21 protein-coding genes and 1 other annotated feature are annotated in these 24491 nt (G+C 51.6%); of the genes, 1 reads left to right on the top strand and 20 read right to left on the bottom strand.

Annotation, left to right across the window (positions count from 1 at the left end; genetic code table 11):
- Nucleotides 1-177 precede the first annotated feature (177 nt).
- The 16 genes from DWY93_RS05295 to DWY93_RS05220 form a co-directional block, all read right to left on the bottom strand.
- Nucleotides 178-1584, bottom strand: coding sequence for an ATP-binding protein (locus tag DWY93_RS05295; RefSeq protein WP_117471861.1), 1407 nt, complete (start codon nucleotides 1582-1584; stop codon nucleotides 178-180).
- 90 nt (nucleotides 1585-1674) lie between these two features.
- Nucleotides 1675-2118, bottom strand: a complete 444-nt coding sequence (locus DWY93_RS05290) for a SpoVA/SpoVAEb family sporulation membrane protein (RefSeq protein ID WP_015554808.1) — start codon at nucleotides 2116-2118, stop codon at nucleotides 1675-1677.
- A gap of 149 nt (nucleotides 2119-2267) precedes the next feature.
- Entirely contained in the window at nucleotides 2268-2690 is a 423-nt protein-coding gene (locus DWY93_RS05285) for a stage V sporulation protein AB (RefSeq protein ID WP_015554809.1), read from the bottom strand.
- Nucleotides 2680-3312: a stage V sporulation protein AA gene (locus tag DWY93_RS05280; protein ID WP_117469821.1), complete on the bottom strand. Its 633-nt coding sequence runs from the start codon at nucleotides 3310-3312 to the stop codon at nucleotides 2680-2682. The genes DWY93_RS05285 and DWY93_RS05280 overlap by 11 nt, the downstream gene beginning before the upstream one ends.
- Complete coding sequence (locus DWY93_RS05275; protein ID WP_015554811.1) at nucleotides 3309-3533, bottom strand: hypothetical protein; 225 nt, start codon at nucleotides 3531-3533, stop codon at nucleotides 3309-3311. The genes DWY93_RS05280 and DWY93_RS05275 overlap by 4 nt, the downstream gene beginning before the upstream one ends.
- A 104-nt stretch (nucleotides 3534-3637) precedes the next feature.
- A complete protein-coding gene (locus DWY93_RS05270) occupies nucleotides 3638-4357 on the bottom strand; it encodes a SigB/SigF/SigG family RNA polymerase sigma factor (protein ID WP_117469822.1) in 720 nt (239 codons plus the stop codon).
- A gap of 4 nt (nucleotides 4358-4361) precedes the next feature.
- Nucleotides 4362-4874 carry an anti-sigma F factor gene (gene spoIIAB, locus DWY93_RS05265; RefSeq protein WP_345941790.1) on the bottom strand — a complete coding sequence of 171 codons (513 nt, stop codon included), beginning with the start codon at nucleotides 4872-4874 and terminating at the stop codon, nucleotides 4362-4364.
- Between the two features lie 2 nt (nucleotides 4875-4876).
- A complete protein-coding gene (locus DWY93_RS05260; RefSeq protein ID WP_117469823.1) occupies nucleotides 4877-5218 on the bottom strand; it encodes an anti-sigma factor antagonist in 342 nt (113 codons plus the stop codon).
- 259 nt (nucleotides 5219-5477) lie between these two features.
- Nucleotides 5478-6782, bottom strand: a complete 1305-nt coding sequence (locus tag DWY93_RS05255; protein ID WP_117469824.1) for a tetratricopeptide repeat protein — start codon at nucleotides 6780-6782, stop codon at nucleotides 5478-5480.
- A 3-nt stretch (nucleotides 6783-6785) separates the two neighbouring features.
- The gene (locus tag DWY93_RS17105; RefSeq protein WP_015554816.1) at nucleotides 6786-6929 is read right to left on the bottom strand and encodes a hypothetical protein; all 144 of its coding nucleotides are present in this window, start codon (nucleotides 6927-6929) and stop codon (nucleotides 6786-6788) included.
- A gap of 141 nt (nucleotides 6930-7070) precedes the next feature.
- Nucleotides 7071-8426 (bottom strand): folylpolyglutamate synthase/dihydrofolate synthase family protein, encoded by a 1356-nt coding sequence (locus tag DWY93_RS05250; protein ID WP_117552179.1) that lies wholly within the window; start codon nucleotides 8424-8426, stop codon nucleotides 7071-7073.
- 352 nt (nucleotides 8427-8778) lie between these two features.
- Nucleotides 8779-11430, bottom strand: coding sequence for a valine--tRNA ligase (locus DWY93_RS05245; protein ID WP_015554817.1), 2652 nt, complete (start codon nucleotides 11428-11430; stop codon nucleotides 8779-8781).
- A 128-nt stretch (nucleotides 11431-11558) separates the two neighbouring features.
- Nucleotides 11559-11768 carry a DUF6472 family protein gene (locus DWY93_RS05240; protein ID WP_117471860.1) on the bottom strand — a complete coding sequence of 70 codons (210 nt, stop codon included), beginning with the start codon at nucleotides 11766-11768 and terminating at the stop codon, nucleotides 11559-11561.
- Between the two features lie 124 nt (nucleotides 11769-11892).
- Nucleotides 11893-12127 (bottom strand) — a binding site (T-box leader).
- A 114-nt stretch (nucleotides 12128-12241) separates the two neighbouring features.
- On the bottom strand, nucleotides 12242-13051 hold the full coding sequence (locus DWY93_RS05230; protein ID WP_117471859.1) for a hypothetical protein: 810 nt from the start codon (nucleotides 13049-13051) through the stop codon (nucleotides 12242-12244).
- A complete protein-coding gene (locus DWY93_RS05225) occupies nucleotides 13048-14274 on the bottom strand; it encodes a DUF5716 family protein (protein ID WP_117471858.1) in 1227 nt (408 codons plus the stop codon). The genes DWY93_RS05230 and DWY93_RS05225 overlap by 4 nt, the downstream gene beginning before the upstream one ends.
- A 13-nt stretch (nucleotides 14275-14287) precedes the next feature.
- A complete protein-coding gene (locus DWY93_RS05220; protein ID WP_117471857.1) occupies nucleotides 14288-17860 on the bottom strand; it encodes a DUF5717 family protein in 3573 nt (1190 codons plus the stop codon).
- A gap of 387 nt (nucleotides 17861-18247) precedes the next feature.
- Here DWY93_RS05220 and DWY93_RS05215 point away from each other — a divergent pair, with 387 nt between their 5' ends.
- Nucleotides 18248-18769: a DUF4364 family protein gene (locus DWY93_RS05215; protein ID WP_117471856.1), complete on the top strand. Its 522-nt coding sequence runs from the start codon at nucleotides 18248-18250 to the stop codon at nucleotides 18767-18769.
- Between the two features lie 108 nt (nucleotides 18770-18877).
- Here the strand turns inward: DWY93_RS05215 and yihA are convergent, their stop codons facing one another.
- From yihA to clpP, 4 genes are all read right to left on the bottom strand, one after another.
- On the bottom strand, nucleotides 18878-19558 hold the full coding sequence (gene yihA, locus DWY93_RS05210) for a ribosome biogenesis GTP-binding protein YihA/YsxC (protein WP_117471855.1): 681 nt from the start codon (nucleotides 19556-19558) through the stop codon (nucleotides 18878-18880).
- 229 nt (nucleotides 19559-19787) lie between these two features.
- Entirely contained in the window at nucleotides 19788-22100 is a 2313-nt protein-coding gene (lon, locus tag DWY93_RS05205) for an endopeptidase La (RefSeq protein ID WP_117471854.1), read from the bottom strand.
- A gap of 173 nt (nucleotides 22101-22273) precedes the next feature.
- On the bottom strand, nucleotides 22274-23572 hold the full coding sequence (gene clpX / locus DWY93_RS05200; RefSeq protein ID WP_117471853.1) for an ATP-dependent Clp protease ATP-binding subunit ClpX: 1299 nt from the start codon (nucleotides 23570-23572) through the stop codon (nucleotides 22274-22276).
- Nucleotides 23573-23647: 75 nt separating this feature from the next.
- A complete protein-coding gene (clpP, locus tag DWY93_RS05195; RefSeq protein WP_015554830.1) occupies nucleotides 23648-24229 on the bottom strand; it encodes an ATP-dependent Clp endopeptidase proteolytic subunit ClpP in 582 nt (193 codons plus the stop codon).
- Nucleotides 24230-24491: the final 262 nt, after the last annotated feature.

Raw genomic sequence — 24491 nt, 5'->3', positions numbered from 1 at the left:
TAACACTCCAGTACCCCGTGCAGTCATTCGCAACAGGCTTCATCCTCACATAGGTACACCAAAATAAGGTCTCCATGCAAATAGAATCCCCAAAATAAACAAAAAGATGCAGGAATCCGAAGTTCACCTCGAATTTCCGCATCTTTTCCCACGACACACATTCTATAAATTTTTCACTCACATCGCCTGAAGCAGCCCCAAAATCACCGAGTACACCGCCTCATTCTTTTTCACCACAAATGCCAGCTCCTCCTTTGCCTGGTTCAGCCGGTGAAACAGCCGCCTTACACTCCGGTTCCCAGACCGCAGATATCCCGTCTCATCATAAAAATATCTCTCATCCAGCAAAACGACCAGCCGCTCCACATCCTCGCTGCTCCCGGCATTCTCCTCAAAATACCGATATCCCAGCGCCAGATACCCTTTTAAAAGCTTCTCTGCTTCCTCCTCATCATTCCCGTACCCAGCCGAGACATGGGGATACATCCGTCTCCCCTTTCCTCTGGTCAGGCGCATCATATTCTGGATAAAAACAGACAGCTCTGCGTTCGTCCGGATCCGGTTCGTCATCCGGAATGTCTGCACACCCGGCACAGATTTCCACACCATCTCAGCGCTCTCCCCCAGCTCATCCGGCGAGATCACATCCTCGCAGTCCCCGGAAAAGATCACCGGCCGCCGGGTACTGATCCCAGCCAGCAGTTCCCTCGCCCCAGGCTCAAGAAGATGTGCCTCATCCACCAGAACCGCGGAACACTCTTCCAGACCGCACTCCGCCCCAATTTCGGAATCTGGCAGATACTCCCCCCGCCGAAGTCTCTCATGAAGCCGCTTCCAGTCCTTCTTGCTCTCCCCGCAGTGGATCATGCAGACCCTCTGCTTCCCGGAAAGCTTCATAGCGATATCGTAGAGCAGCAGCGTCTTTCCCGTCCCCGGAAGTCCCGTAAACCAGTACGCCCCGGTCCGCTCCGCCCGGATTTTCTTTAAGATCTGGCGTTCAATATCCCGCTGCTGGGCAGTCAGGAAATATTCCTTGTTCAGGAATCGCTCCGGCTCTGTGAGAGGCGAGATCAGATACAGTTCCGCCTGAAACAGCTCCTCCACATCGCCCTCATAGTCCTTTCCGCCATCCCTCAGATCCGCGCAGAGCTGTTCCCAGTCCGCGTCCACGATCCGGTCGTGGTTCGTAAGGCGGACAAGCCGGTTCTGGCTGCTGATATATGTATAGGACCGGATCGTCTTTCCCTGCACCGCGAGATAATATCGGTTCTGTATCAACTGTTTCCGCAGTGCCTCATCGGAGACTGCTCCGCTCTTCAGCTCCACATTCACGATCTGGTCCTCCCTGATCTGCAGAAGGTCAAACTCCTTTCCCAGTCTCGGAATCTGAAACGAGTAAAAGAACCAAAGCGCATACACCTCGTCCATATGCGTCTCCAATTCCCTCACAAAGGCCTTCATGCTGTCAAGCTCCCACTCCCGCATCTTCAAAAAGTACCCGCGCCCCGACATCTGTCTCTCCAGCTTCTGGACGCAGGAAATATTCTGATTTCTTGTGAGCGTATAGATCGATACTGATTTCACGTTTTCCTCCGCTTATTCCATGCTGACGCTGTTCATATGCTCCACAGCCGCCGCATCTTCTCTCTCCATTATACGTTCCTGCCGGTTCGTTTACAAGTATCTCCAGAAATACTTCACCATCCCCAGCACCCAGCTCGCAAGGATCCCGTAGAGGATCACCGGTCCCGCGATCGTAAAGATCTTGCAGCCGATCCCGAAGACATGGCCCTCCGCCTTGTACTCGATTGCCGGGGACACCACGGAATTCGCAAATCCTGTGATGGGAACCAGGGCCCCGGCTCCACCGAATTTTACGATCTTCTGGTACACATGAAACCCCGTCAGGATCACGCTGAGGCCGATGAGACTCAATGTCGTCCACGCCGCCGCGCTCTCCTTCTCGATCCCGAAGGACATGTAGACGGATGTGAATACCTGTCCCAGCATGCAGATCAGTCCGCCAACGAGAAACGCCCGCCAGAGGTTCTTCCAGGTGTTGTGGACCGGTGTCACCTGCTTCACATATTTTCCGTACTCTTTCTTATCGATCTCCATAAATTCCTCCATGTATACTTTCAAATTGAACGTTCGTGAGACTTGGCGCGTGATTCTGGTCAGCGAAGCTGACAGATTCCTATCAGAATCACTGCGCATCCTCGCGGAGCGTTTATCTCAGTCGGAGATCAGACTCCCACTGAGATAAATCATCCGAATCCCCGCAGAAAATACACTGCCGATCCAAATGCCTTTCCCGCAGCCACCGCCAGGATCACATACTGCAGCCCCACCGCCAGCCCGATCCGGCGGTTCAGGATCGGCAGTGCCTTTAGCGTTTCCGCCAAAGACATCACAAGGCATCCCACGAAAATTCCGACAGCCGTCCCACACACTGCGAGCACAAACTTTCCAGGGAACGGAAACGCCACGCTGTAGAAGTCCGCCAGATTCCCCCATGTTCCCCCGAGGATCAGAAGCGTCTCATAGAGGATCACATGCTCCGCTGTGTGGGTCACACCGATGAGTCTCGGAAACACGCCGATGATGGCGAGGAAGGCAAAGATTCCGGCAGCGATCACTGCCCCGGCACCGAGGCCTGCAAAGGCCAGAATCCCAAGCTTAAGATACATCGACCCCTGACTCCTTTCTCCCGCCATTTTTGATCAACGTCTTATTTAAGTTCTCCTCGTAGAGCCGCATCTCCACCTCTATGGGCGTAGGGTCCACCGTGATCTTCCAGGAGGCGAAATGGTTGAAGAACAATAAAATCCCCAGGGCCAGTCCCACGGAGTAGGACGCCTCCAGGATCGTCGGTCCGTCCGCCCGGGTCCCGATGATCATCTCATAGAACTTCGCGAACACATCCGTCACGTTTGCGTCGTTGTTGAATGTCATGATGGCAAACGCCGCCCCGAAAAACGCCACCGCGGACACCATGGCCGTCTTCATCCACTCCCATACCAGACTTTCCTTCTTCCCTGCCCGGTATGTGACCACGAAATCCGATTCCCCGAGATTGTCCACCTGGATATTCTGGCCGGTCTTCTCGATCTTTTCCACGAGTTCCATGACATTTCCAACAAACGCTGCCTCTTTTCCCTTCCCGGAAAATGAGGTGATTTTCACGGCTTTCGCCTTCGCCTCCGCAGCCCTGTCGCTGCTGTGGACATCGGCGATCATTCCGAGGTACACTTCCGGCTCATAAACTTCCTTCACCTGGGGAAGCTTTAAGTAGATCGTCGTGCTGCTCATGCGCTCCACGGCTTTCTGTCCATATCCCCAATGGTCTTTAAAACCCCTGTGACAGTGCCTCGGCAGACTTCCATTTCCGTCCCCGGCACCATCACGAATGTCCCCGACTGCTCCGCTTTCTTTGCCGGGACCGCCACGAGAAAATACCAGAACACAAACACCAGTACTGCCAGCGCCAGCACCGCAAAAATGATCTCCACGTAGTCCTTTAACGGTTTCATAATATTCCACCTTCTCATCCTGTTTATCGCATTGCTTTACGCAAATAGGATGTTCCGAATCAATGGACATTATACATAACCATGGGCAGAATCATTTTCATCTTTTATGAAGTCAGTCTCTCCCTCATCTCCCTCAAGATCTTCTTCTCCAGCCGCGACACCTGCACCTGGGAGATTCCAAGCCGCCCTGCGATCACGGTCTGGGTCATATTTTCAAAATACCGCATTTTTATGATCTGCTGTTCCTTCTCCCCGAGACCGGATAAAAGCTCCGCCAGCACGATCCGGTCCAGGACCCTGTCATTCTCCGATGTCTTTTCCGCGATCTTATCCGCCAGACAGCCTCCGGATTCATCCCCGGCATCGAAGGGCTCGTAGATGGATCCGACTCTCGCCCCAGCTTCCATGGATGCCGCAACCTCCTCACGGCTGGCTCCCACCGACCTTGCAAGCTCCTCCACTGTCGGCTCCCGCCCGAGGTCCGCCTCCAGCTTTTCTCTCGCCGCCCCGACTTTTCCCGCCAGTTCCTTTAGCGGCCTGCTGACCTTGATCATCCCGTCATCCCGGAGAAATCTCCTGATCTCCCCGGTGATCATGGGAACGGCATAGGTGGAAAACCGGACGCCCAATTCTGTGTCGAAATGGTCGATGGCCTTTATAAGACCGATGTTCCCGATCTGGAACAGGTCATCCGGTTCCGGTCCTCTCCCGATAAATCTCCGGACGATACTCCAGACAAGGCCCGCGTTCTCCATGACGAGGCGGTCCCTCGCCTCTTTATCCCCTGCGTGTGAACGTTTTAAGAGTTCCGCAGTGTCCGCCATCCCGTCACCTGCCGATCTTCTTTTTCATGGTGACGGAGGTTCCCTTTCCCGGTGCGGAGACCACCTCCACCCGGTCCATGAAGGCCTCCATGAAGGAGAATCCCATGCCGGACCTCCCGTCCTCCGGACATGTGGTGAACATGGGTTCCATGGCCTGCTCCACGTCGCGGATCCCGACGCCCTCATCCCGCACCGTCACAGAAAGCAGCTGTTCCTTTTCCCATGCCGTCGCCGAAAGATAGATCTTTCCTTCCTGTCCCCGGTATCCGTGGATCACCGCGTTCGTCACTGCCTCCGACACGGCGGTCTTGATATCGTCCAGTTCCTCCAGCGTCGGGTCCAGACGGCTCGCGAAAACGGCTGCCACGACTCTCGCGAACTCCTCGTTCTCTGACCGGCTCTCCATAATAAGTTCCATAGTCTCACACTCCGGCATTCCTACATTTTTCCCGTTCTCTCCAGTCTGCTCTGCCTGTACTTTCTGCGTTTCCTGTACGGTCTGTCCTGTCTCTTCCATCCCTATACCTCCCTGCTGTAGATTGCTTCTTCTTTTGACTCATACTGATGCATCAGCCCCAGAATTCCCGCAACCTTTAAAACCCGCATCACCTGCGGGCAGGCACCGTAAAAACCGGTATGGCCTGCTTTCATCTGCTTGTAGCGGTTTAAGAGGACGCCGATGCCGGAGCTGTCCATGAACCGGGTACGCGTAAAATCGAAAATGATTCTGGAGACATAATTTTCCGCCATCAGAAGGTCCGTCTCATATCTCAGATTCCGGCAGTTGTGATGGTCGAACTCCTTCGGCAGGTGAATGATGAGTGTGGGGCCTTTTGCCTCGTATACGAATGAATCTTCCATAAATTTTTCCTCCCATTTCAAAATTTTGCAGCCAAATTCAGCCCACAGCCTGTATCCCAATGCGAGGCTGATTTTCACAAATTTTTCTTACCTCAAAACAGCTTTCTAAATCCATTCTCCTGTAGTTTTCTAGTCTGAAACAACAAAAAAGAGACCTCACAGTATTTTCTTCTGTAAAGTCTCTTTTAAGTTTTTTTGAAGTAAGTTTTATCAACGAACCTCTATACACTCTCTGTGAAACAGAAACCAGAATTGCTCCTTAGTATCCTCTCTCTTCCTTCGCCTTCTCCGCAAACTCCGAATCCGCAAAGTTCATGATGACCTGTCCGAACATCTGGTTCGCGTTGTCGGTATCGCCCTTTGCCTTGTATACCATTCCCATGTTGTAGATGACTTCCGGGTTCTTATCGTTGAATTCCATATATCTCTCATAATAGCGGAGCGCTGAGTCGTAGTCCCCGACAGAGTTTGACTGGGCTGCTGCCGCCATAAGGACTGTCGGGGCGTTGGCATCCATGTCCGCCTTGATTTCATTTAAGATCGCCACAGAGCTGTCATCCGTGATCTTCGACTGATCCATATCCACATAAGTCAGAACCGCCGTGTTCGTATCCCCTTTGCGGTACGCGTCCAGGATCTTTGCGAGCGCCGCGTACTGGTTCACCGTGCTTCCGGAATCGCCCTTTAAGTCATTTAACTGGCCTTCCGCGTCCTCCTTCTGCTTCTGGTAATCCTCAACCTGGAGCTTCAACTTGTCCGTCTCCTGGTTCGCGATATTTAACTTATCCGTGTAGGACTGCATCTCCTGATTATGTTCATAGTTTAACGTTCGCTCCCTCGCCGGCATGATGAGGAACACGACCATGACCGCACCCAGGACAAGACCAATACCGATGTTGATGATGGACTGCCAGCCCGTGTTCTCCTTGTAGGTCGGAGGCAGAATAACGTCATCGTCCTGCATCTCCCTGTGGGAAAACGCGTTCTTCATCTTCCGTTTCTCGACCTCCGCCTTGCCGGTCCGGCTCTTTACGTATTCCATGTACCGGGTGGCTTTCTCGTTATTGTTATCGATCTGAAGTACCTTGAACAGGGATTTTCCGGCTTTCGTGTAGTCCCCGTGCTCCATGTAGAGAAGCGCCAGAAGCAGATGCGCTTTCACGAAATTCGGCTTCTCGTCGACAATCCTCTTAAGCTGCAGGACCGCCAGATCATCACTGTCATTCTGGGCATAGAATAATGCCTGATTGAACTTCTTTACCATCTGGCTTGCGATCTCAAGCTGTCCCGGCTTTCTCTGGACCTCATCGAGGTAATAGTCTGCCCGGTTTCCGTCCGGCTGGAGATTGATGCTGATGACCCACTGGATCAGCGCATCTGACGTCTCACCCATCTCGTAAAAGATCAGTCCAAGAAGGTTTCTGGCATCTGTGTGGTATTTATTAAACTGCAGGGCGCGTTTTAAGAATCTCGCCGCCCCGGAAAGGTTTCTCTCCTTTGCCATTTCCAGACCGCGGTTGTAGTAGCTGTTGGCCGCGTACTGGATCTTCTGCATCTCATCCATATATTACTTTTCCTTTTTGATATCCTTCATGATGTCCATCATAATATCTGCCATATCTGTGAGATCGCTTTTTACGATGGCGTCGCTGACCGCCTCCACCTCAAGACTCGGCTTGAAGCGCTCGATCTCTTCCTCAAAGTTGATCATTTTTCTTCCTCCTTTGGTGTCCCGGCAGCAGCATACTGTCACCGGAACTCACCGCATGTCAATCTGCACCTGAAAATGCTCTGTTGATCAGTTCTGCGGTTCCCTGTTCTGCTTTATTTGCCGCATACCGGAACGGTCCGGTTAACTTGTGCTTTTGCTGATCTGTTCCTTTACTTCCCCCGCAAGATACAGTGACCCCGCGATAAGCGAAAGATCCCGTTCCCCATGCAGGCCAAGCAATTCCTTCACGGCATGTTTCACATCCCGGCTCACCCGGTACTCCGTCTCTTCTCCATATTCCGCCCGCAACTTTTCTGCCGCCGCTTCCAAATCCTCCACGGAGAGGGTCCGGTGTGACTCCATTTTCGATAAGATCCACAGATCCGGTTTCAGCCGCTCTGCAATCTCACGCAGCATCCGTTGATGATCCTTGTCCGCGGAGACCGCAAACAGGATCCGCACATGATCCGGCTTCCGAAGTTCCTTTAATCTGCAGGCCGCGTCGAGAAATGCCCGGATCCCATCCGCATTGTGGGCCCCGTCGAGGTAGACACCAGTGCTGATCTCCTCCATTCTTGCAGGCCATTTTGCCTTTTTTACTCCCTCTGCCGCCTGTCCAGGCGCCACCGGAAGTCCGGAAACCTCCAATGCCCGGATCGCCAGAGCTGCGTTCATGAGCTGGTAGGGAGCTGCAAATGGGATCTCAAACAAAATCTCTTCACCACGATAGGAAAAGCTCATTTCCTGATGTCCTGCCACGCCCGGATCCGGAGATTTTACGAGACAAGGCCGGATCCCGCGACAGACTTCATCCGGCGTCACTGGAAATCCTTCAGATTTCATCTCCTTTGCTTTCGCAAAGATCACCGCCGCTGCTTCCGATGAACTGTCATCATACACCACAGGACGCCGGGACTTTATGATCCCCGCTTTATGTGCCGCGATCTCCGGGATCGTGGATCCTAAAAACGCTGTATGATCGATGCTGATGGACGTGATGACGGAGACAAGCGGATTTTCCACAACATTCGTCACATCGTAAGTTCCGCCCATTCCTGTCTCTAACACGAGCACCCTCACACCCGCGTTCCGGAATATGCAGAGTCCCATGTAAAATAAAAATTCAAAATAGGTGGGATGGGGCTCTCCTCTCCTTTCCCATATCCTGCAGGCATGCTGTACCTCCAGGAATGCCCTGATAAATTCCGGCTCCGGGACCATCTCCCCATTTATAAGGAACCGCTCCCGGATATCCACAAGATGGGGGGACAAGAATGACCCACAGGGAATTTTTGCTTCCCGGATCATGGAAGTAAGGAATGCGCAGACGGAACCTTTTCCGTTGGTTCCCGCCACATGGATCACTTGAAATTTCCGGTCCGGTTCTCCAAGAATACCAAGAAATTCCCGTACTTTTAAAAGACTGCTCTTTTTTCTCGCATATCCCGGGATCGCCTCGATCTGATCCCAGACTTCCTGCATCGTTATGTACTCCAAGAAATCGCCTCCTGTTGTGACCTGCAATCGGAACGCTGTCTGGCGTTATTCTCGGTACAGAAAATATATGCCGTAAACGGCAGCGTTTCTTTCACTTATGATACCTGTTTATGGTATTTTTTGCAACCAGAACATGTCGGAAAGATTCGACAGGATTGCTGTATCCTACGGTATTTTGTGAACGAAAAAATGCTGTATGATACAGTGGCGGCAGCAGTCTGCTCCTCCCATAAAATGAACAGCCACAGGCCATAAAACCTGCGGCTGCCCTGACAGCAGGTCATGTTCCACCCGCTGTCCTTTCCTGCTGAAACCATTCAGCACTTTCATGCCATGGTCATATTTTCATCGATTACTTACCAAGCTGAGCCAGACGAGTCTTTACCTGCTCCATCATCTCGGTGTACTTCTGGAGTTTTGCCTTCTCCTCATCGATCTTCGCCTGCGGTGCCTTGCTTACGAACTTTTCGTTTGCAAGCATTCCGTTTACGCGGGCAAGCTCTTTTGTGAGGCGCTCTTCTTCCTTCTTTAAGCGCTCGGTCTCCTTCTCGATGTCGACAAGCTCAGCGAACGGCATATAGATCGCTGCCTTCGGGATCACTGCGGATACAGCGTCCTCACCGATTCCTGTCTTATCCTTCTGGATCACTACCTCACTGGCGGAAGCAAGGGTACTGAAGAATACACGGCTGTTCTCGAAGATATCCGTGAGATCGGCATCCTCAGTCACAACAAATACTTTTGCCTTTCTGCTCGGCGGAACGTTCATGGATGTGCGCACATTACGGATCGCGCGGACAGCCTCTTTGATGACCTCTACCGCGTGCTCGTCTGCCGCGAAGTTCCACTCTTCCTTATATACCGGCCAGGAGGAGATCATGATGGACGGCTCCTCATCCTGTAAATTGCAGAAGATCTCTTCTGTGATAAACGGCATGAACGGATGTAAGAGCTTTAAGGAATTGATCAGAACCGTCTTTAAGGTCCAGATCGCAGCCGCCTTCGTCCGGTCCTCATCGTTCCAGAGACGCGGTTTTACCATCTCGATATACCAGTCACAGAATTCCTCCCATACGAAGTCGTAGACCTTCTGGAGAGCGATTCCAAGCTCGTACTTGTCCATGTTTTCCGTTACTTCCTTCGCGAGGTCATTGACCTTGGAGAGGATCCATTTATCTGCTGCCGTGAGGTCTGTAAGCTTTGCCTCGCCTGCCGGCGCTTTCTCGATATTCATCATGATGAAACGGCTCGCGTTCCATACCTTGTTTGCGAAGTTTCTGCTGGCCTCGACTCTCTCCCAGTAGAAACGCATATCGTTGCCCGGTGCATTTCCTGTCATAAGTGTCATACGGAGAGCATCCGCGCCGTACTTGTCGATCACCTCTAACGGATCAATACCGTTTCCTAAGGACTTACTCATCTTGCGTCCCTGAGAATCGCGGACAAGACCATGGATCAGGACAGTGTTGAACGGGCACTCGCCTGTCTGCTCAAGTCCCGAGAATACCATACGGATAACCCAGAAGAAGATGATATCGTATCCGGTAACGAGAACGTCGGTCGGATAGAAGTACTTCATCTCATCGGTTTCCTTCGGCCAGCCCAGTGTAGAGAACGGCCATAACGCGGAGGAGAACCAGGTATCAAGGGTGTCCTCATCCTGCTTTAAATGTGTGCAGCCGCACTTCGGGCACTTCTCCGGCATCATCTTCGCAACCGTCATCTCACCGCACTCTTCACAGTAGTAAGCCGGGATCCTGTGTCCCCACCAGAGCTGTCTGGAGATACACCAGTCGCGGATCCCCTCAAGCCAGTGGAGATATGTCTTACCGAAGCTCTCCGGAACGAATCTTAATTTGCCGCTCTTTAATGCCTCGATGGCCGGTTTTGCCATCTCATCCATCTTTACGAACCACTGCGGTTTTACCATCGGCTCTACGGTTGTGCCGCAGCGGTCATGGGTACCAACGTTGTGGCTGTGCGGAACGATTTTCACGAGAAGGCCCATTTCCTTTAAGTCCTCGACCATGGCTTTTCTCGCCTCGTAGCGGTCCATGCCGAAGTACTTGCCCGGAACATTGATGGTCGCGTCATCGTTCATGATGCAGATCTCTTCCAGATTGTGGCGTTTTCCGACCTCGAAGTCGTTCGGGTCGTGGGCCGGTGTGATCTTTACGCAGCCGGTTCCGAATTCCTTGTCAACATACTCGTCGGCGATCACCGGGATCTCGCGGTCTGTGAGTGGAAGCTTTAACATCTTTCCGATGATGTCTTTGTAACGCTCGTCCTCCGGGTTTACAGCAACGGCTGTATCGCCGAGCAGTGTCTCCGGTCTCGTTGTGGCGATCTCGACAAATCTTCCCTCTTCGCCCACGATCGGGTAGTTGATGTGCCAGAAGAAGCCGTCCTGCTCCTTGTGCTCTACCTCAGCATCGGAGATGGATGTCTTGCAGACCGGACACCAGTTGATGATCCTGGATCCCTTGTAGATATATCCTTTTTCATAAAGGCGTGTAAATACTTCTAAAACAGCCTCAGAACAGCCTGCGTCCATGGTGAAACGCTCTCTGTCCCAGTCAGCGGAGGAGCCGAGCTTGTGGAGCTGTTTGATGATCCTTGTGCCGTACTCATCTTTCCATTTCCAGGCCTCTTTTAAAAATCCCTCACGTCCAAGGTCATTCTTGTTGATGCCCTCTTTTTTTAACTTGTCGATGACCTTGACCTCGGTAGCGATCGCCGCATGGTCTGTTCCCGGCTGCCAGAGTGCCTCATAACCCTGCATTCTCTTGTAACGGATCAGGATATCCTGCATCGTATTGTCGAGGGCATGTCCCATATGGAGCTGTCCTGTAATATTCGGCGGCGGCATTACGATCGTAAACGGCTTTTTGCCCTCGCGTCTTCCTCTCTCCGCGTCAGCGTGGAAATATTTGTTGTCCAGCCATTTCTGGTACAGACGGTCCTCAATGTCCGCCGGATTGTAGGTCTTTTCCAGTTCTTTCATGGTCTTCTCCTTAAAACTTTATCAACATGTTTCTTTTTTGTAACTGCAAAAATGTGGAGCAGTTACTGCTTTTCAATTTACTTTTTTATTATCAGCGCAAAATGCGCAGACTCACAAAATCATCTCGTTTACATCTGTTTTCTTACAACAGCGTACTCATCATCTGCCTGGTAAAAACCGCAGGAAAAGTCACTTCCGCGGAGGAACGCGGACATCTCGTCCTCGTCGAGATCTGCCTCACAGACATAATATCCATACTCGTCATCATATGTGTAAAAGGCGCAGGTCTCGCAGTTCGTGATCCGTACTTTTTTCTGTTTTGCATCTTTTTTTACCATCATGTACTCCTCTCGAAAGGCTGCTGCTGTGCGCCTGCCGGGCACTCCCTCAGCTGCTGCCAACATTCGTAATCCGGGCTATCGCCCTGCTTACTCATATAAGAAAAGCCCTCTGCACTCTCATGCAAAGGGCGAATCACCGCGTTACCACCTTTATTTACTGTCCGGATCCAGAACGATCCTCCAAACAGCATCTCTTCGTTCTTAACGAGGTCTCTCCCCGGGAACAGCTACTTTTTATTTCACCATTCCGGCTCCGAAGCTACCTTCCATTTTTGCATTCCCGGACCGACTTCCAGCCTGTGATCAGTCCTCTCTGAAGGTGCAGAAAATGTACTCCTCTTCTTCCCAGCCTTTCTTATATTCCATGGAGCAGGTCTCTTTATCAGCCGCCTGTTCCATATCACGGTCATCTGATTTTTCCGGCCGCTCTTACATAATATAGTAGAATCCTGATAAAATGTCAAGGGAAACTACAGCATTCTCCTGTATTCCATCTTCCACTGATTCAGGATATCCCCCGCCGCTGCGATCCGGCCAGCCGGGTCTTTCTCGAATACGGCGGCAAGCTTCAGCGTCTCCGGCGCCTTCTCTGACTCTTCTCTCGCCTCTTCCACTTCTTTATTCCAGACTTCCTTATCGTCCTCCCCGATCATCTCCCGGAATTTATCCTTAAGCGAAAGCTCCGGATTCAGTATCGTGAGGAAGTACATGCGTTTCACATACTCCGCCTCCGGCTTCGCATTCCAGGCATTCTCGTAGGCATGCATAGCTTTCTGGTAACAGAAGAGTTTCGCGTAGCAGGCCGCGATATTGTTCCAGACTTTTCCCCGGAAATCCCCGGAGAGATGGCGTCCGGCCCCATCTAAGGTCTGCTCGTAGATCGTGACCGCTTTTCCGAAAAGATCCAGACCATAGAAATAATCTGCGCGGCGCTTCTCGTACTCTTCCTCTGAGAGTTTTTTCAGTCCGTTCACGGTCTGTCGGTAAGCCGCCTGCTCCTTTGGGGTATAGTAATTACATTCCTTGAGGATCAGGTACAGAATCTCCTCCGTCGCCCCGTGGCTGTCCAACCATTTTTCCACCCGTTCCGCGAGAAACGGCATCCGAAGCTCACTTCTTAAAAACTCAGTCAGGCGTTTATCAATAAATCCCTCCAGCACCAGCAGCGGATTGTTGTAGATCACATAGCAGAGCTCCTGGGAGGAGTAGAGATGGATCCCAAGATCCTCGATATAAAGCGGAACCGTTACCGGTTCCTGTCTGCAGAGAATCAGGCTCATAATGTCACCTCCTGACGGACCACCGCGTCCGTTTTCGGGAACAGTTCCCCAAATCCCTGGTCCGTGAGCTTGACCACCATGGTCTTCTCATCTAAGAATCCCACAGCCACCCGGATCTTCGTCGTCTTATTCGGGCGCTCCGGAAATCCCTCAAGAGGGATCTTCACGGTCCTTTTTTTCTTTGGCTCCTGCTGCGGTGTGATCGTAAAGCAGATCTCTTTCTCCCCGTCCGGGATCACTTCCACCACACTTCTCGCCTCGTACCAGCTCTCACCGGCGGATGCCAGACTGATCTCCGTCTTTGTATCCCGCTTCATAACCTCCAGAGAGACTGTGGACTTTAATTTTCCCTCGCAGAGACATACAAAGGATCCGGAACCGCTCTCGTTTAAGTAATCCTCAGCCTTCATGGCCGCACCTTTTGCGAAGATGGCTGTCTCCACGAAGACTCTTCTCCGGTTGCAGATCTGCCTCATAAATTCCGGCGCCCAGTCGGTTCTCGCGAAACCTTTTCCCGTCAGGAAGATCGAGGAAAAGATCTTTTTCTGTAAAAACCGTTCTCCACAGGCACACAGGATCTTGTCTGCCATCTTTGCCCCGGAGCCTGTATCGAGAACGCTGAGGCTGAAACCCTCTTCCAGCTCCTCATGCTCCGCGATGGCTGTCATCCGGCGCGGTCCTCTCGTGACCTTCAGTTCATAGTAACGCAGGTCCTCATCGGATAAGGAAAACATGCCAACCTGACCGCCCCAGACATCTCTTCTCTGGTTCAGCACATAGTAGACGAAGCATTCCGTGTGGCTTGCGATATGGACATTTCCTCTCGGGATCCCAAGAGCTTCTACGCTGGCCGTAAGTCCCTCCAAAAGCTTCATCTCCAAATTTTTGAGGCTGATGACCAGCTCATCGATCCTCTGTCCGGCATACTCCGCACGCACCATGGCGAGGATGCTGCCTAAAAATCTCTGCAGCAGTTCCATTCCACCGTACTTTACGCCTCCAATGGTGGATGTTCCTTCTTTTGCTGCCAGGCTTAGGAGCTTATCAACGATGACGCCCTCGCCCACCAGCGTATATTTATATGCATCTTCCCCCACATACCACTCTTCCGCGGATTTTTTTCTGCAGATGACGGTCGGGAGCATCCACGCCTCCTCACGGCCCAGAACAGCCGCCTGAGTGTAGGTATCACAGAGGTCGATGCCAACGATCAGTTTCTCCATTTATTTGCCCTCATTATGCCAGACGGAACAGCTTTTTCGCGATCTGACTGTCCATCACGTATTCTGTCATGCTTTCTTTTAATTTCCGGTCATCCTTCATTCCGAGATAGAGGTTCATGGCATTTAAAGCCGTGAAGCGGTTTCCTTTATCCCCCGTTGCCGGTTCGCTGCAGGTCACTTCGCCCTCCGCCTTTTTCACCAGTCTTCCGTCCTCATTCTCCCAGATCTCGTACTCCATGATCTCACCGTCAAACAGGAGTTTCTGGCGCACATAGATCCCTTTATAGACCATGTTCATCTCTTCCTCATGGAACTCTTCTTCGTCCGGCAGGATCCGGATCTTTAAGATCGGTCTTCCGTCCGGCCGTCCATGGTACTCGATGATCTCCTTATCCATGACCTCGCCCGGCATATCCACATATTTTGCAAGATCCTTGTACCACGCAAATACCATACCTCTGGCGGAAAGGATATCCATCATCCGGGATAGCAGGGCCTTCTGCTCCTCAGTAATCTGTGCCAGAGTCGAATAAAATTTCGCCAGCGCCAGAAGATAGATCTCCGGCACCTTCCGAAGCTCCATACCGTGGATCGCGCCTTCCAGATACGCGAATACCTTATCCCCCGGGACTGTGTCACGCAGGAAGTATTCCGTACACTTCACTGTAAAGTACGCCTTCACGATCACATCACTGGTCTCTTTTCTCGACGCGTAAAGGTCAAATACCGTGTCCATATGCTTCTCACAGCCGGAGAAAAGGCACTGGGCCAGCAGGCGCTCCTCAAGGTCATATGTCTCCACATGGGTCTTCACTGCTTCCGCAAGGATCCTGAACATAGATTCCCCGCTGCCGTTATAATGCTCGCAGAGATAATCCAGGATCACGCTGTCCCCGTGTCCGTCCGAAAATACACGCCCCGCAAGGTGGAGGAGCAGGTCATCCTCCTCGAACATCCGGTCTAAGATCAGCTGGGATACCAGAGCCGCGAGACGTTTCACACGGATCTGCTCCTCGCCGAACTCCTTTATCATCTCGTATGCCTGAACCATGTAATTCTGGACGATCAGTGTCTCGCAGACATCCACACGTTCCGGTCTGGAGAGTGTCCTCTTGTCAAGTTTTAAGAGGTACGCTCCACCCTCCGCATCCATGGCCTCATCGTCGCCGAAAAGCGCCGCACGGTAGTAGGAAATGATCCTCGTCAGCATTTTCTGCTGGTAGGCCGGCTTCACCGGGAGTGTATCCAGAACAGTCTCGATCCCGGTCACATCTTCCTTCTCAAGGTCCTTTTTCTCCATGATCTCCAGACACGCCTTCATCTTTAACATCGGGTGGTCCGGGTACATCTCAAAGCATTTTTCTTCCAGTTCCTTCTCATCGAGAACCGGTTCCTTCGTATATTCCACGTCCATGTACCTGTTTCCGAAGGTATCCTGGAACATGATCACGCTGTCTTCAAAGAACAACGGCACATAGGCAGTCTGATTCTGCAGCGGGTAGGCATCCTCACCGGTCAGGATCTCGTTGGAAACGATCACATACTTCATCGCCGCATCCTTCACCTGGATCCGGTTTGCCTTTAAGATACCGGGCAGCACCCGGGCCACCTGATTATCGATCATATCGCGGTAAATGATATGTTTGTAGATCACCGCAAGTCTCCTGTTGATCCGGGACTCGAAAAGCTGCTCCATGGCAAACTTTTCCATCTCCCGCTCGTACTTTTTATAGAGCGGATCGTCCTGCGGAATATAGGCCGCCACATTGGCATAGAGGGCTGCACGGCTCTTCTGGTCCAGATGGGCGCACTCATAGGAGAAATACAGCAGTACCTGACGCGGCATCATCTTCTCATAATCATCCGGCAGAGCGTAGAGGAAATATTCGTAGATCCTCGTGAGGCTGATCTCCTCATTGATTCCCTTCTCATACCAGGAAAAGCTCTCTTTTCCGCGGGCATTTCCCTTAATTAACAGACAGCACACCGCCGTCAGCATGTCCTTCGTCGGGTATTTCTCGTAGAGCTTTGCAAGCAGGCGGTAATACAGGCGGTGGAAGAACTTCGCTCCCGGCGCCAGCGCGCAGATCCGCTCCGCCATCTCCTGCCCCACGAGGCCATTCATGACTCCGTAGTAGAGGGCATGGATCTCAAAGGCATCCATCGTCTTTAAGAGTTCCGGATTCTTCCCGAAGAGACGCACCGTCTCAATATAGAGGAACGGGCTGCGGCAGCCATTCTTATACTGCATCTTAAAGCTCTCCGCGAGGGCTTCCTCCTCCTCGTACATCTCCGGCAGCATCTTTAACTGCAAAAGCTGCAGGTAGAACCGGCCGTTGACGTCCTCCAGCTTTTTCCTGAACAGGCGGACCACAGCGTCCTTCTTCTCCTCGTCCGGTTCCAGGCGGTACTGCAGGTACTGGTAATAACAGTAGAGTGTTCCGATCCGGTCTCTGAGGGCAGAAACGGTATCCCACGCATCGTCCAGACATAAAGCCGCCTGATCCGGTCTCTCCGCGTCCAGATAAGTCTCCGCCTGCAGGAGGGACAGGATCACAGAACCGCCGTTTGCGCCGCGGATGGCATCCAGCTCGTTCTGGATCTTTCCGAGGACAGCTTTTTTCTCGTAGAGACCGCTCTCGTAGGCCTCACGGAGTTTCATGTACCGGCAGACACCGGCTTTGCTGATCTCGCCCTCAGCGCGCTTTCTATCCGGCTCCTCTCCCATAGCCTCGATCCGGATCACGGTGTCACCGTGGACGGTAAGAAGGCGGATCGCGCCGAGGTTCTTTCCCTTGTGCATTCTCTCCGGGTGGATCCTGAATCGCAGATCCAGACGGTCCTCTTCAAAATCCGCCTGAGTGATGACCTTCTTCGGGATCTCAATGAAATCGCCGTCAGCACGGACTTCCATATAGAGATAGCCCCAGGTATTTTTCCGCAGGACGACCTTGTCATTCACGATATCCTTCGGCTTGTCATAGACCTTCTTTGCCGTAGATAAGGTCAGCTCGATGGGTTCCTTCACTCCCGTCGCCAGAAAGAATTCCTCCAGGGCATTCTGGCGGTTTCCGTGTCCCCTTAAGCCTTCATAGATCGTGCGGATCCGCAGATCCTTAAACAGCGGCGCTTCCGTAAAATCCCGGTACTCCATGAGGCGCAGCGCCAGTTCCATATCCTTTTTCGCCAGCTCCACAAAATCATCCATAGATTTTAATGTGGACAGGACACGGACAGACTCGATCATTTCCACGCGAAAAAGAAAAGGAACCTCCAGTTCTCCGCTGTTTGTGACAAGCGTGAAGTTTCCCTTGATCAGGTCTCCGTTCTCGCACCAGGAGGTGTCGACTTCGTAGACAATATGGTTTCTTAAGCCCCCGAATGCGTTCTTTAAGATCTTCACGCGGCTGTGGCTTGAGTAGGCAAGGCCTTTGATATATAAATTGTTCTCACTTGCTAAGTATAGCTCTCTTTTATAAACCGTATCGCTCCCCAGAGTCTCCTCGATCTTCACAGGATCCAGAAACAGCTTCGGCATCTCCGCGTCCACGATTCCTCTGGAAAGGCGCATGATCCGTTCTCTCATATGTTTTCACCTTATATTTATAATCCGATTACGTACGAAGGCTGCAGGTTCCGCCAACACTTCCGATTCCGCATCGTCAGAACCAGCTGCCGGCCTGTACTTTCTTATGGTCATCGCAGACACATGCTCAGACCTGCTGATTTATTACGTGGTATCATCATAGCACATTTCCTGATCAAATTCACTACAAATTTCGACCTTTTTCATATGATGGAAGAAAAAGGGCTTGAATACCGCTGTGGAAACCTGTAAAATAGATGTATTCGCAGTGATTATAAGGAACTTCCCGTGTTCTGCCTGTAAGACCGGTTCCGCCTGATCACCGCATTCCGTGTAACTGTGTTTTTCACCGTTACCAACGATTTTTTGCCAAAGGAGCCTACGTGTATGTTATCTGATCCGATCACGCTCTACAAATTAATGATCCTCTACATGCTGGACCACGTCAATTTTCCGCTGACAAACTCCCAGCTCACGGATTTCTTTCTGGATCACGAATATACGACATACTTTACGCTCCAGCAGGCGTTAAACGAACTGAAAGAAGCGGGGCTGATCCGGATGGAATCCACCCACAACTCCTCCCGCTATGAGATCACCAAAGAGGGCGATGACACTCTCTCCTTCTTCGGAAACAACATCTCCCCGGCAATCATCGAGGATATCGACAGCTACTTAAAGAAGAACAAATTCCGCTTAAGAAACGAGGTCGGCGTCATCTCCGATTTCTATAAATCCACAAATCAGGACTATATCGTCCACTGTGAAGTCCGGGAAGGCAAATCTGTCCTCATCGGCTTCGACCTCTCCGTCCCCGACAAGGATCAGGCTGAGACTATGGCCAGCCACTGGAAGGAGCGGAGTCAGGATATCTACGCTTATGTGATGAAGACCTTGATGAAAGGTTAAAATATGCGTTTTGAAGTCTGCCGTCGGCAAATTTCTGAACGTACGTCAAAACGGCACCTGCTGCAGTAAAATTCTGCGGCAGATGCCGTTTTTCAGTACTTCCAAAATTTAAAGGTTCTGCTGCGCCTCTTTCGCCGCCTTCTTCGCCGCCCATTCCGCAGCTTTCTCCGCCTGGATCTCCTCCTCGGCAGTCAGAAGATCTTCTCCTGCTGCCATCTTGTCGATGAGGTTCCAGACGTCCTCTCTTCCCTGTTTTGTCTCGGCGGAGAACGGGATCAGGATATCCTGTTTTTCCATGCCGAGACCGGTGCGGATGAGTTTTACCTGCTTCTGGATCTGGCTGCGCTTGATCTTGTCAAGCTTTGTGGCAATGATGACCGGACGGAATCCGTTGTAAACGACCCAGTCGTACATGGTCTTGTCGTTGGCGGACGGCTCGTGGCGGATGTCCACAAGAAGGAAAACGCACTTTAACATCTGGGATTTGTGGAGATAATTCTCGATCATCCTGCCCCATTTTACCTTCTCAGACTGCGGGACCTTCGCGTAACCGTAGCCGGGGAGATCCACGTAGTAGAGAGCTCCGTTGATATTATAAAAGTTGATCGTCTGGGTCTTTCCCGGCTGGGAGGACGTTCTCGCCAACGCTTTCCGGTTCATGAGCGCGTTGATCAGGGAAGATTTTCCCACGTTTGATTTTCCCGCGAAGGCGAACTCCGGCAGCGTGTTCTCCGGCAGTGTGCTCGTCACACCGCAGACGGTCTCAAGTTCCACATTTCTGATTACCATATATTTCTCCTTGTATGTAACACTTCAGCACTTTCCTTGTCACACGCAAAAATCCATTTCAGAATGACTTTGTCGCTGGGATTTCTGCCTGTCAAACTATGCTTTCTTACAGTCGGCGCAGCACATGCGCAGACCCTCAGAACCGTTACCATTGTTTTTACATACCAGAGTCAACAGCCCTCTAACAGGCAAGGCCTGTCAGAAAGCCGCCAACCTTTGTAGCCTCGCATTACACGAACGCCTCGCGTACTACGTCATCCATAGTCTTCACAAATACGATCTCCATGCCTTTCGTGATCTCCTTCGAGATCTCTGCCATATCCGGACGGTTCTTATCCGGTACGAGAACCTTCTTCATATGTGCCATTCTTGCTGCCAATGTCTTTTCCTTTAAACCGCCGATCGGCAGTACCCGGCCTCTCAATGTGATCTCACCGGTCATGGCAACGCTTGCGCAAACCTTCTTTCCGGTCACCGCGGAGAGCATGGCTGTTGCCATCGTAATGCCCGCAGACGGACCATCTTTCGGCACGGCACCCTCCGGGATATGTAAATGCAGGTCATGTTCCTTAAAATACCTGCTCTCCACACCGTACCGGTCTGCCACGGAACGAACGTAAGTCAGCGCGATCTGCGCGGATTCCTTCATGACATCACCCATCTGTCCTGTCATCTGAAGCTTTCCATCACCCGGCATTACATTCACTTCGATCTGAAGTGTGTCGCCGCCGACGCTTGTCCACGCAAGACCTCTTACGATTCCGACCTCGTCCTCCTCATTGGCATTTTCGAAGGTGATCTTCTCTTTTCCGAGATACTTCTGAAGATTTCCCTCTGTGATATGCACAGTTTTTTTCTTCTTTTCCAGAAACTCCCTCGCCGCTTTTCTGCAGATCTCACCGATCCGGCGCTCCAGATTTCTCACACCGGCCTCTCTCGTATAGTTGTGGATGATCTTCTCCAATGCCTTATCGCTGAAGGAAAGCATCTCCTCCGTAAGGCCGTTTCTCTCTAACTGTTTCGGAATGAGATACTTCTTTGCGATATGGAACTTCTCGTTCTCTGTATAGCTGGATACCTCGATAACCTCCATACGATCAAGGAGCGGTCTCGGGATCGTCGACGCATCATTTGCCGTCGCGATAAAGAGAACGCCTGAGAGATCCAGCGGGATCTCCAGATAGTGGTCGCGGAACTTCACGTTCTGCTCCCCATCAAGGACCTCCAAAAGTGCTGAGGAGACATCTCCCCGATAGTCGGCAGAGACCTTATCGATCTCATCTAAAAGCATTAACGGGTTTGACACGCCTGCCTGACGCATTGCATCGGCGATACGGCCCGGCATCGCTCCCACGTATGTCTTTCTGTGTCCGCGTATCTCCGCCTCGTCGTGAATGCCGCCAAGGCTGATCCGGACATACTTCTTTCCGAGGGCGCGGGCAACCGATCTCGCGATGGAGGTCTTACCTGTTCCGGGCGGTCCCACAAGGCAGAGGATCGGGCTTGTGCCTTTCTTTGTGAGGGCACGGACCGCAAGGAATTCCAGTACACGGTCCTTAACCTTCTCCAGACCATAATGATCCTCCTCCAGGATCTCTTTCGCGTGAATGATATCCTGATTATCCCTTGAGACCTTCTTCCACGGCATCTCAAGCACCGTCTCGATATAGGTACGGAGAACATTCGCCTCCTGACTTCCTCCCGGCATACCCTTGAAACGCTGAATTTCTTTTTTGATCTTTTCCTTCGTTTCCTTGTCCGCGTTCAGCTTTTCCAGCTGTTCCATATATCCGTCGGCATCTTCCGTCCCGCTGTCATCTCCCAGTTCCTCACGGATCACTTTTAATTCTTCCCTTAAAATATAATCCCTCTGGTTCTTATCGATGTGCTCCTTCACTTTTCCCTGATAATCCCGCTTGATCATAAGGATCTCGAGTTCCCGCATCAGGTAGTACACGATCCGGTCATACAGATGGCTCCAGTAATCACACTCCAGCATCTCCTGCTTCACAGCAAAATCCCACGGAAATTCATTTGCTGTCTGGGTCAGAAGCTGCTCCAGATCCGTGATCACAAGAAGACTTCCGATAAAATCTTTCACAGCCTTCGGATTCGCGTTTCCGAATTCCTCTAATTTTTCCTTAACGATCCGGCTCATGGCTTCCTTCACAGTGTCGGTAAGCTGTTCTTCCAGCATCGGCGCTTCCTCGACCTCAGCTTCCAGATACGGTCCCTCCTCAAACAGAGTGAGAAGCGCCGCTCTCTTTTCGCCTTCCACCATCACACGGATGATGCCGCCCGGCATTTTCACGAGCTGTTTGATCTGGGAGATCGTTCCCATCTGGTACAGATCCGCGACCGCAGGTGTTTCCTGCTCCGGATGACGCTGGGTCACGAGATATACCTTCTGGTTTCCCATCATGGCTGTCTCAATGGCGCGGATCGATTTTTCCCGGCTGATGTCGAAATGCTGTACCATTCCCGGAAGGATCGTGAGTCCGCGGAGTGCCACCGCCGGCATCGTAATTTTCTTATCTTCCATTATTTCTCCTATGAACGCAACTGCCCGGCTTCTTTCCGATGCCTGTCAGCAGTTACGGGCAAATTTCTGTTGTGTAAAAAGGCTGCCGTGACATTTCTGTGCGCAGCAGCCCCTCTTATCTGCGGGATACGGGTCCTGCAGGTACAATTTTTCTCATACGGGAACGCCGTCCGTTACGCGATCTCCCCGTTACTCTCTTTTCTGGATCTTCCGGCCAATGCTTTTTTCGGCACCGTCACGTCGCGGTAAACGACTTCCGGTTTTTCCTTTCCGTCCACCGCGTCCTTCGTCACGGTGCAGATTCCCACGTTGGAATCAGACGGAACCTCGTACATCGTATCCATCATGACGGATTCCATGATAGCGCGGAGTCCTCTGGCGCCTGTCTTTCTCTCAACCGCCATATGGGCGATCTCGTGGACGGCATCCGGAGTAAACTCCAGCTTCACATCATCCAGCTCGAATAACTTCTGGTACTGCTTTACGAGGGCATTCTTCGGCTCTGTGAGGATCCGCACAAGGGCATCCTCATCCAGAAGGTCTAAGGATACCATAACCGGAACTCTTCCCACAAACTCCGGGATCAGGCCGAATTTCGTGAGATCCTGCGGCATCGCCTGCTTTAACAGCTTGCTGATATCCGTATTTTTCTTATCCACGATCTTCGCGCCGAAACCGATGGAACTTGTCTCCAGTCTGGATTCGATGATCCGCTCCAGACCGTCGAAAGCACCTCCGCAGATGAACAGGATGTTTGTCGTATCGATCTGGATCAGCTCCTGCTGCGGATGCTTTCTGCCGCCCTGAGGCGGAACGCTTGCAACAGTACCTTCCAGAATCTTTAACAGCGCCTGCTGGACGCCCTCGCCGGAAACATCACGGGTAATGGACACATTCTCGGATTTTTTTGTGATCTTATCGATCTCATCGATGTAAATAATACCGTACTCCGCACGGCTCACATCATTATCTGCTGCCTGGATCAATTTTAAGAGGATGTTCTCCACGTCCTCGCCGACATAACCGGCCTCAGTCAGCGTCGTTGCATCTGCGATTGCAAACGGAACACCTAAAAGCTTCGCAAGTGTCTGCGCAAGATAAGTCTTGCCGGAGCCGGTCGGACCGAGCATCAGGATGTTGCTCTTCTGAAGATCAACATCACTTTCCATCTTCGATGTGATTCTCTTATAATGATTGTAAACAGCCACGGAAAGAACTTTCTTCGCCTCATCCTGTCCGATCACATAGTCGTCCAGAAATTCTTTGATCTCCTTCGGTTTTAAGAGGTTGATTCCGGAGAAATCCGGTCTCTCCTCCTCGTTTCCGAGTTCTTCCTCAAGGATCTCACTGCAGAGTTCGATACACTCGTCACAGATATAGACGCCGTTGGTACCGGCGATCATTTTTCTGACCTGATCCTGATTCTTTCCGCAGAAGGAACATCTGATCTTTTCCTCTGGTCTTACTGGCATGTTCGCACCTCAATTCTAAATTCTTTATGTCTCGCTGCGCTCCGGCACTGTTTTCCGCCTTCGCGCCGTCCGGTCCTAGTGGCCGGAGATCACGCGGTCGATCAGACCGTATGCGGCAGCTTCCTCGGCTGTCATGTAGTTGTCTCTCTCTGTGTCGCGGGCAATCACGTCAAGTGGCTGACCTGTGTTTGCAGCCAGGATCTTGTTGAGCTTCTCTTTTGTCTTTAAGATCTGCTCTGCGACGATCTTGATCTCTGTCGCCTGTCCCTGGGCTCCACCGGACGGCTGATGGATCATGACCTCAGCATTCGGAAGTGCGAAGCGTTTGCCCTTCGCGCCGCTGGAGAGAAGGAACGCGCCCATACTTGCAGCCATACCGATACAGGTGGTGCACACGTCACATTTAATGTAATTCATCGTATCATAGATCGCCATACCGGCAGTTACGGAACCACCCGGGCTGTTGATGTAAAGGTTGATGTCCTTATTCGGATCCTCGGACTCCAGGAAAAGAAGCTGTGCAACAACAAGGCTTGCTGTCACATCGTTTACTTCCTCTCCTAGGAAAATGATACGGTCTTTTAATAATCTGGAATAGATATCGTAGGAACGCTCTCCTCTGCTTGTAGATTCAAGCACGTAAGGTACTAAGCTCATATTTTTTCCTCCATCTTTTCTTTTATATCTGTTACCAAAGTATTCCTTTTTATGCATTTTCCGGGTTACTGTACACGGGTAGGAATTTTCTGAACTAAAAATTCCGTACAATACAGTGGCGGTAGTGGATTTTGCCGATTCGGAATGCGAAGCATCGGCAAAATCAGTTACTGTTTGCGCAAGGCGTGAACAGTAACTTTTCCGGTGAATCTGTCGCCTGTGTCTGGGACCGGCCCGGCAGAAATCCACCTTTTTTCACATA

This window comes from Clostridium sp. AF28-12 (assembly GCF_003435225.1).
In the GTDB taxonomy this organism is placed as follows: Bacteria; Bacillota; Clostridia; order Lachnospirales; family Lachnospiraceae; genus Pilosibacter; species Pilosibacter fragilis.
Note: the sequence above shows the minus strand (reverse complement) of the source record. Positions and strands in the feature narration are given on the sequence as shown.